This window comes from Ruegeria sp. K7, assembly GCF_056531785.1.
Genome location: NZ_JBQFMJ010000033.1, coordinates 1 through 9,095 on the forward strand (window position 1 = coordinate 1; position 9,095 = coordinate 9,095).

The window sequence follows — 9,095 nt, forward strand, 5'->3', positions numbered from 1 at the left end:
CCGCGCTCGGCATACCCGTCACGGGAGCTGTGGGATAAGTCCGTTCGGGGAAAGGGGAACCTCGGCGTTCAGCCGATTTGTGCAACAGAGCTGGGATTCGGCTAAAGTTGCTTGGTTTGCACGGCGCAGGTTAGTGAGGTGTGCTCGGCTCCGGCGGAACCTACCTCGTGCCCGCTTATCGCGGGAAACATAACAAAGAACTCTGTGCCTTCACCAAGTTTGCTTCTGTAGTCTATTGTTCCGCCAAAATGCTCAACAATTTCCTTTGAAATGTGCATCCCGAGTCCGGTACCGCCTGCGTGACGTTCATCGGAGGAGTCTATCTGGGAAAAGCGATCGAAAACTTTGTCATGGAACCCCTCAGGTATCCCGATGCCATGGTCTTTGACGAAGAGGCGAATATTCCCGCCGACCTTCTCGCATCCGACGGTTATCTCGCCTCCATCAAGGGAGAATTTAGCTGCGTTGGAGATAATGTTGGCCAACACCTGAAGAAGGCGGGAAGCATCACCTTTAACGTACAGATCATTGTTTCCTCTTAAGTCTTCTACAATTTCTACGTTGTGAGCACTGGTGTATCCCATGTTACAGGCAATCGCTTCCTGAATTAGCGCATGTACATCAACAGTTCCTTCACGGTAGTTCATCTCGCCCGCTTCCATTTTTTGAATGTCCAGCACATCATTGATTAGGGATGCGAGCCGTTCGCAGTTTTTACCTGCTAAATGAATGAGGCTTTGCATTGAATCTGGAGCTTCACCCAATGCGCCTGTGTTGATTAGGTCAAGTGATCCCTTGATCGAAGTGAGAGGCGTGCGCAGTTCATGGCTAACTGTCGATATGAACTGAGTTTTCGCAATGTAGGCCGCTTTTGTTCTTTCGTGCTCTGCTTTGAGCTTTTCGAGTTGTTCCAAATTCCTGCGGTAGAGCTTCAGGAACACCATCGAACAGTCAATCAGAAAGTACATTACAAAGATAACGGTGAAGAAGTGCAGCCAGAGTTCAGATGAAAGCTCGGGGCGTTCGGTCCAGATATCCTTGACGACAATCAACATGAACGATACGCCGTACATGGTCAGACGGACAATCATTGCCCACAGAAACTGATGGTTGTTCATTGCTGCAAACAACGCCGCAGCGAACAAGAAGAACATTGGAGTAAAGTGACCACCGGCGGGCTGTGCGAATGCAACTGAAACAGCATACAGGCAGATTGCAGATGAACTGAGGATCGTGTTCAACAGAATCCAAACAACCATCATACCAATTGCTTTGTGCTGATCTGGCTTTAAGCGCGGTACGCGTTTGGCCAGCAATAAATCTTGCGCTTCGCAAATGAGAATTGTCCCATAGAACAGCATGGCGTTAACGGGATCGAAGAAGAACGCAGTCAAAATGGTCGTGGCCAGATAAATAGCCTGCCGCTGCCACAGAAGCGCAAAGCTCATGGCAGTATAATCTATGATGTTTTGCAGAAGCCGGTTTTCCGTTTCACCGGAGTCCCGGTCCGGTAGATTGGCGTCGATGGCTGTCATCTAAATGTCTTCGTTTTTTGCGCTTGGACAGTACCATTAGCGGCACAATGAGGACTTAGTTGGTCTGAATTGGGTTCACAGTTTGGCGCTAATCCTTTGAAGGCCACCGTGATTGTTGGCGTTTCACGCAAGATTCTGGTGTGAGAGGTTGAAAAACTTTTGTTGCGCAAATGCAGTGTGGGGCGCCCAAAATTGACGATCTCGTTGCTAAGTGCGTTTTTTTTTTATCTTAATGTGCCAGAAAGAAGGAGAAAATCTTAAAGGGTTGGGGTTTGACTGCTGTTGAATTTACGAAGTTGGGGCAGGGCGCTGCCGCTCCTGTTTCGGCTAGGCTTGCAAAAAAGCCGGTGACACTGCTTCAGTTTGCAAGGTCCGCTGGTCGAAACATGTTTGAAGTCATCCCGGCCGAAACTCTACGTGAAACTTATGTTCGTGGGCCTTTGAACATACACTATATCTGTGATCCTGAAATAATAACCGAGTTACTTGTCGGGCAGGGCCGTTCTTTTCCCAAAGCCAAGTTCACTAAAGACATTATTGGATCGGCTGTAGGCAACGGGTTGATACTCTCTGAAGGGGAAAAATGGCGTCAGCAGCGGCGTAGGTATTCTCCACTATTCGCCGCCAGGAACCTCCCGGTTTTGGCCCGGCATTTTGCAGAGACTGGTGTCGAGATTGCGGATTCATTGGCGGAACACGAAGGCCCTGTAGATATTGCACAAATTGCGCCTGCATCAACGTTGACGAATATTTCTAGGGTAATTTTTTCGGGTAACAAGAAAGTCAGTTCAGAGCAGATACGCATGGGGCTGATCAAGTATTTTGAGTACATTTCTGATTTGTCTCTTTTCGATTTAATGGGTTTGCCAAAGTGGGTGCCGCGCAAGAATTGGCTACGCAGCCTGGCCCCGGTCACCAATATGCGGAACCTCGCCGGACAGGTCATTGATCAGCGTCGCGCCGAAAGCCGCAGCGAGCCACAGGACTTCCTTGATTTTATGATTGAGGCGTTGAAAACAGATTTCGAGGATGAAGCGACAACCGTTGACAACCTTTTAACCTTTGTCGTCGCTGGCCATGAAACTTCCGCCAACGCTCTGGCCTGGGGGTATTATCTGCTGGCGTTGCACCAAGATATGCAAGCTAAGGTTAGACAAGAAATTCGGTCGGTTCGCCCAAAAGGTCCAATGGAGTTTTCTGACCTGGAAGCAATGCCACTCCTGCGCGCCCATGTAAAAGAGACGCTGCGGCTTTACCCTTCAGCCGCGTTCTTTGCTAGAGACGCATCTGCCGACCTTGAAATCAAAGGGGTAAAGATTGCAAATGGTGACGCGCTGTTCTTCCCAGTTTACTCTTTGCACAGAAACGAAAAACTATGGGATGCTCCTGACCACTATCGACCCGAACGGTTCTTGGGATCTACACTACCTCGAGGTCAGTACATTCCATTTGGAGATGGTCCCAGAATCTGCATTGGTGCTCAGTACGCTGAAACTGAAATCATGGTACTTATGGCTTCGGTGCTCCGTCGAATAAATTTTTCGATTACAGAGTCTGAATTGCCGGAACCAGTTTTGACATTCACCATGCGTACCAGTGGCCCACTCATCCTCAACGCCGAACGGGTTCGCGAATAAAGTTGATATCTAAACTCCAGTGCCTGACCTTTGATCGACGTCAGGCCTGGCGATAGAATTCGCTTACTGCCGGCGAGTGAGGTAAGTGTTATCGCCGTACAGCTCACGCAAGACTACATCAAACAGTCTATCGTTGACCATTTCTTTGCGATGCGGTGTGGGCTCAGAAAATGTGGAAGAGGTTGTAACCAGGCCCTTTCTGAGATTGGCCTCACGATGATTTACGTTTTTGATAGCCATGTCCAAAGAGGCGAATGCTCCAACCTTCGTAAAAGAACGAAGCGATACCGGTGTACCTTTCACCACTTTAAGATGGACAGATGCGCAGCGGTTGCTGAGAACAGTCCCTAGTTCTTGGTTTAGGAAAGCTTCGGTCGGAATATTCTGGGTGCATTCCCGCCCATGTGTAACAATGAGAAATGCGCCACTCCCGCGATAGGAATAGATTCCTCCAGCAGCCTGTGTTGTTCTTTCAATGCAGAATCCAATGTCGGAAACAGATCGCCGAAAATCACCAAAATTCTTCAGATCAAAGTGATACTCGGCGTCACGAAATTTGATTGCGGTGACCCAGGTGTCAAATCGACGCCTCCGTGAAAGCTGCTCGACATAGTTGTCGAATTCGACATACCCCAAGCAGTGTTCTTGCTCGTCGATAGACAAAGGATCCTTGAAATTGAATTTCTGGTTGAAATCCAATTCACTGCGAAGATTTTCTATCGACGCCGATGAGGATTGGGTTTTCTTTCTCTCCATCATCAGAAGGTGAGCGGCGTTCATACGGCTGCGCAATTCAAAGAAGTCGAAGGGTTTAGTTACATAATCAAACGCGCCTTCTAAAAATGCCTTCTCGATGTTCTGCCTGTCATCCAGTGCAGTCAGCATTATGACAGGTGTTTCCAGATTTTCCGGCAGGTTTCGGATTTGTGAAAGCAACTCTATCCCCGAGGTTCCAGGCATCTGAATGTCAACAAGCAGACAGTCGAACGGGGATTCTGCTGCTTCTATCATCCCAAGCGCTTCATCAGCTGAACTGGCAGCAGCCACATTGCAGTTTTCGAGTTCAGGAAGTGCTGACTGGAGCAATTTCAAGATGTCAGGATCATCATCAACCGCCAGTACAGTAAGTGCGGTCTTTCTTTGTGCTCGATGCTCTAGATTTCTTTGGAACCGATCACTGCCAAATGTGGAATGTCTCATAACTGGTGAACCGTCGATATCCTCATAACGGGGTAAACTTATGAGGAGAGTGGGTCGAAACAGCGGCAAAAATGGAGAAAGTCTTCGTAGAAAGGGGCTTTTTCTTGACCTTTATTTGGCGCCAACGGCCTCAACAACGAATTGCCAGTTATTGTTGTGAACTAGCGTCGCTTTCTCGTAACGTTATTATTTCGGCAATCTGTTGGCGCCAAAGGGCAGTATACGATTGCAAAACTACGGAATTGAACAACGGTTAGAAGTCCAAGCATCGACTCTGGAAACCCCACGAAAATGCAATACAGCCGAGTTTTCCCAATAGTCTTAAAATCAACCTTAGTTGCAATGAAATATGCGTCGGGCGTCCAAGAGAAAATAAGACAATCTAGTGGGTGAGGTGTTCCATTTACTTGTGGATGTTGAATAAAACCGACTGACTGATGGTGCCATCGATGGAAAACTTTGCGCCGACAGGCGAGGCATTGATGCCCAGTCGCCGTGACCACCGTGCCCAGACTGAGGGGACGATGCCCAGGATGCTGGTTGCACCACCTTCCATCGCGACAGTAGTCATCTGGTGAAACAACTCCTGTTGAACCGGAAGCCTGCGTGACGATGCAACATCCTTTGCCACGAAGAAACGGGATGCTTCCCAAACAGAGCGCTTTACCGGGGCGTCAATAAATAGAACGTCAGTTGGTATTCCTTTAAGGATACCTCTTTGCGCGTCGCGCAGCATATAACTATATATCCCGCACTCTGCAGTCGTGGGCAGAAGTCGCACACCTCCTAAGACCTCACCGAATTCATGCAACACAACCCATCGACAGGCTGGTGTGTCGTATTGGTCAAATTCCATCCCGTCAGCTTCACCAACTTGCCACTTTAACTGGTCAATGAAAATTGATTTTCTGGTTTCAAGGTATTTTGCCAGAAGGGTGCCATGCTCGTAAATATTGCGAAAATTAAGTGTAGTCGCGCGAATATGGCCAATGTTGCCACGTGGCTTTGGCGGCTTGCTATTGACAGCAAAAATTTGTAGGCGCGCCAAAGTATTTGGTGCGCCTGAAGTGCCGTTAGCAGGTGTCAGTTCCGGAAGCCCCTCCGGGACCGGGTATGTCTGCTTATACCTGAGTGGTTGGTCCATATTTTACTCATATTTCCGACACACTTATGGCAAGATTCAACTCAGCAAGTCCACAACCCTATGCGGTAGTTGCCCGAATAGATGGATAGGTGTGTCTAAATCTCCTCCCTTCCTTTGGTTACCTTCGCCGCCTGACCAAAAACTTTAGAAAGTTCTTGGCTTCTATTTTTTCCCGCAGGTTCCAATTATTTCCCCATGTCTGGCAACACACTGAAAAATATAGATTCTTTTATGTATTCCTTTCAAATTTTTGATGGATCAGGCGCGGTTTCGCTATCCGATAGTATTTCGAGGCAGTCGTGACGGTTGATAGAAGCAAAGTTATAATGGCATCAATAATTGGAGGGATTTGCTTTTCAGTATGCGCTCTCGCACGGGAAGAATTGTACAAGGTAAAAATAATGCACAGACATAAGGAAGCCCACCTTATGTCACCGTTTTGCCGCCTTCGTAAGAGAGGATGAGAACACCCTGAGTGTATCATGCGCCAGCCAACCGTTGCCTGAAGTCTGCAATGCCCAACGGTTGGCGAGGCGTAAAAGGTTGGTGAAAAGTTATGCGTATACTTGCTGTAGACGACGATCCTAGCATCCTGGAGTTGCTAGATAGAGTTCTAGACGCGTTCGGTTATAAAGACGTCGTCACCGCCAGAAGTGGGCCAGAGGCCATTGAAATACTGTCACGACCTAACGAAGCGTTCGACTGCTTGTTACTGGATGTGCAGATGCCGCAAATGAACGGCATAACTCTTTGCGAAGAAGTGCGAAAATTACCAGAATACAAGTACACGCCCATTATCATGGTGACCGCCATGGTGCAAAAAGAGTACATCGACGAAGCATTCGGAGTTGGGGCAACGGACTACGTTACAAAGCCTTTTGAGTTCTCTGACCTGAAGCAGAGGTTGTCTGACGCCTATAGAATGGCAGCGGAACGAAGAGCCGCAATCGAAGTGCTGGAAGCTGAAGCGGATTTTGAGTTGTGTTTTGGCAATAGTCCGGACGTTCGCTTAATTGATCCGCAATGTTTCGGAGATTTGCCCGGTTTCATTGGGTTAGCTGAATTTGAGAACTACGTAATTCAGCTTTCAACGATGCACTCCATGGCTGCAAAGCTTGTGGCGGTGAAATGCATAGGCGCCGAACAAATCTATGAGACGAGCACGGTCAGCGAATTCCGTAGTGCCATGACTTTAGCTGGTACAGCGGTTCTGTCAGCTAGTCAGGAAGGGCGTAAAGTGGCGACCTATTGGGGAAATGGCGTGTTCTTGGTGATCTACGACAATCAAATTAATTTGAGCGTGGACCAGTTAGGAGCTCCGCTTCCCGAGGCATTGAAAGAAATTTCCGGTGACACCACTTCAGGTCGGCCAATTGGCTTCCAAGTTAGCGAAGAAGTTATGCTTAAAGCCAAAACCAAGATGGAGGCGTTGTTCTTGATAGACAAGGCCGTCGAAATGGCTGAAATGTCGGAGGGTCGAGCGGCGAATATCGCTTGAAAAACTGCATATATGGATGGTGATTAGGGTCAGGACTCATAGCCAATAGATAACGAGTGCTGCGAGGGCGATTGCTGACAGGAAGACCTTCGGGCACCTGTCATAGCGGGTTGCCACACGCCGTCAATCCTTCAACCTGCCGAACATGATCTCGATCCGGTTGCGCCGTCTGTAACGACGCTTGTCGTACTTAACCGGTTTCTTCCGCTGCTTCCGGCCAGGGATGCAGGCGCGTATCCCCTTGTCTTTCATCGCTTCCCGGAACCAATCGGCGTAATAGCCACGATCCCCGAGCAGCCAATCAACATCCGGCAGGCCGCTCAGCCGTGCCCGCGCACCAATTTAATCGCTGACCTGACCGGCGGTGATAAACAGGTTGAGCGGACGTCCCCGGCCGTCGCAGATGGCATGCAACTTGGTGTTCATGCCGCCCTTGGTGCGACCGATCAGGCATCCACGCCCCCTTTTTTGACGCCCAAACTGGTTGCGGTACGGTGGGCTTTCAGGTAGGTGGCATCGATCATCACGGTCTTCTCTTCACCGTGTTCGGCAGCCAGACCGGCCATCATCCGGGCGAAGATGCCTTTGTCGCTCCACCGCTTCCAACGGTTATAGAGCGTCTTGTGTGGGCCATACGCCGAAGGGGCATCGCGCCATCTCAACCCATTGCGATTAATGAAGATAATGTCGAATAACACACGTCGATCATCAACGCGTGGTTTGCCGTGGGACTTGGGGAAGAAAGGCTCAAGAAGTGCCATCTGCGCATCAGTCAGCCAGAAAAGATCAGACATGGTCACCGCCCGATTTTCGAACCGTGAACCACGCAGCCAAGCGGAAATCAATGGGTCCTGACCCTAGACCTTGCCTCCGCTTGTAAAAGTCCATGCTGTGGAAAATCAAGCAGATCAGAAACCCGTGTGTCTTGATCTAAAAGCACCCCTTTTGTGGTGACCCGCAGAAAGGGTGCTTCTGTTGTTTTTGGGTTCACAAAACTAGTGAATTGGACACGGTGCCAGCTTCTGGCAGGGCGGAAAACGCTCACTTAGACATTTCAAAGTGCATTCCATCCTTGGTCTTGTTGTAATGTCCGCCCCAGTAGAAACCCGCATTATTCGCGATTTCGACGAGCTCGCGGACAGACCCTTTGTTCCCGCATAGCGCAGGCGTCTTCTTCCAGCGGTTCCAATGGGTGCTGATGTCGATTGCAGATCCAAAAGAATGGTTGCTCAAATTGCTAACTTTTGCACTGCTCTTTTTCCCATGACCTTTAGTGGGATGGGGAGCCTTGTCTCGTTTGTAACGAGGCACGAAGCAACCTGCGTAATTGAGAACAAGGTGAAGCAAACTCGCGTCCTCCCAATCATCAAGGAGGCTTTTGATCCTGGGAACCATAGGCTTGTGACACCTGATGTAACCTCTATATCCCGAAGCGAACTCAAATCGGTTGTCGTAAAAGTTGACGATGAAGTCTTCTTCCCAATCTGAAGATTTTCCGTCATGCGACCCTTTTACGACGATAGCTTCCTCATCGTGCCGTGGCGGCTTGGACTTTTGAAAAAAGTCAAAAGCCGTAAACTTCTTGTTTCGCCAAGCATTAGTGGGCGACTTCAGCTTAGCAGGTTTGGGTAGCCAGTCGATCCCAGACCGTTTTTTGTAGTAGTCCTTTGGCAGAATATTGTAGCCCAAAGTAGCTGCAGCTTTCAGAGTTTTTTCATCCACCCTGCCATTTGCGGTTAAGCCATTCTGCATCTGAAAAACCTTAGTACCTGTTTCAGAATTGCTCCCGAAAATAGCATTGATGATGCCCACTTGAGGGATGTTATTCTTTAACAAAAAATATTGCCATCTTTGGACTTCCGCAGGAACGTTGTTCCCACCCCGTGAGAGCTTAAATATAAAAAATCTCCATCGAAAACTATAGCTAATGGGTTGTATAATAACATAAATCCAAAATTTTCGAAGGCTTCGAGATCTTTGCGATTGCGAGGGCTCTGTTGCACAAATCGGCTGAACGCCGAGGTTCCCCTTTCCCCGAACGGACTTATCCCACAGCTCCCGTGACGGGTATGCCGAGCGCG

The 9,095-nt window shown here is 48.9% G+C and carries 6 protein-coding genes and 1 pseudogene; 2 read left to right on the plus strand and 5 right to left on the minus strand.

Annotated elements, in window-relative coordinates; all coding sequences use genetic code 11:
* Positions 1-101: 101 nt before the first annotated feature.
* Positions 102-1,535 carry a sensor histidine kinase gene (locus tag ACR0FE_RS23330; RefSeq protein ID WP_170616395.1) on the minus strand — a complete coding sequence of 478 codons (1,434 nt, stop codon included), beginning with the start codon at positions 1,533-1,535 and terminating at the stop codon, positions 102-104.
* A gap of 386 nt (positions 1,536-1,921) precedes the next feature.
* On the opposite strand from ACR0FE_RS23330, the gene ACR0FE_RS23335 reads away from it, so the two are divergent.
* Positions 1,922-3,172 carry a cytochrome P450 gene (locus tag ACR0FE_RS23335; RefSeq protein WP_480854976.1) on the plus strand — a complete coding sequence of 417 codons (1,251 nt, stop codon included), beginning with the start codon at positions 1,922-1,924 and terminating at the stop codon, positions 3,170-3,172.
* A 63-nt stretch (positions 3,173-3,235) separates the two neighbouring features.
* Here ACR0FE_RS23335 and ACR0FE_RS23340 read toward each other — a convergent pair whose 3' ends face one another.
* Positions 3,236-4,372, minus strand: coding sequence for a response regulator (locus ACR0FE_RS23340; protein WP_480489682.1), 1,137 nt, complete (start codon positions 4,370-4,372; stop codon positions 3,236-3,238).
* A gap of 403 nt (positions 4,373-4,775) precedes the next feature.
* Positions 4,776-5,516: an acyl-homoserine-lactone synthase gene (locus ACR0FE_RS23345; protein ID WP_480915535.1), complete on the minus strand. Its 741-nt coding sequence runs from the start codon at positions 5,514-5,516 to the stop codon at positions 4,776-4,778.
* A gap of 556 nt (positions 5,517-6,072) precedes the next feature.
* On the opposite strand from ACR0FE_RS23345, the gene ACR0FE_RS23350 reads away from it, so the two are divergent.
* Complete coding sequence (locus tag ACR0FE_RS23350; RefSeq protein ID WP_170616387.1) at positions 6,073-7,014, plus strand: response regulator; 942 nt, start codon at positions 6,073-6,075, stop codon at positions 7,012-7,014.
* 36 nt (positions 7,015-7,050) lie between these two features.
* Here the strand turns inward: ACR0FE_RS23350 and ACR0FE_RS23355 are convergent.
* A pseudogene (locus ACR0FE_RS23355) lies at positions 7,051-7,808 on the minus strand (IS5 family transposase).
* Between the two features lie 247 nt (positions 7,809-8,055).
* Complete coding sequence (locus ACR0FE_RS23360; protein WP_480915536.1) at positions 8,056-8,850, minus strand: M15 family metallopeptidase; 795 nt, start codon at positions 8,848-8,850, stop codon at positions 8,056-8,058.
* Positions 8,851-9,095: the final 245 nt, after the last annotated feature.

Bases quoted from the DNA above. Each gene is read 5' to 3' on its own strand.
- ACR0FE_RS23330 (WP_170616395.1), bottom strand. From the start codon at position 1,535: ATGACAGCCATCGACGCCAATCTACCGGACCGGGACTCCGGTGAAACG.
- ACR0FE_RS23335 (WP_480854976.1), top strand. From the start codon at position 1,922: ATGTTTGAAGTCATCCCGGCCGAAACTCTACGTGAAACTTATGTTCGT.
- ACR0FE_RS23340 (WP_480489682.1), bottom strand. From the start codon at position 4,372: ATGAGACATTCCACATTTGGCAGTGATCGGTTCCAAAGAAATCTAGAG.
- ACR0FE_RS23345 (WP_480915535.1), bottom strand. From the start codon at position 5,516: ATGGACCAACCACTCAGGTATAAGCAGACATACCCGGTCCCGGAGGGG.
- ACR0FE_RS23350 (WP_170616387.1), top strand. From the start codon at position 6,073: ATGCGTATACTTGCTGTAGACGACGATCCTAGCATCCTGGAGTTGCTA.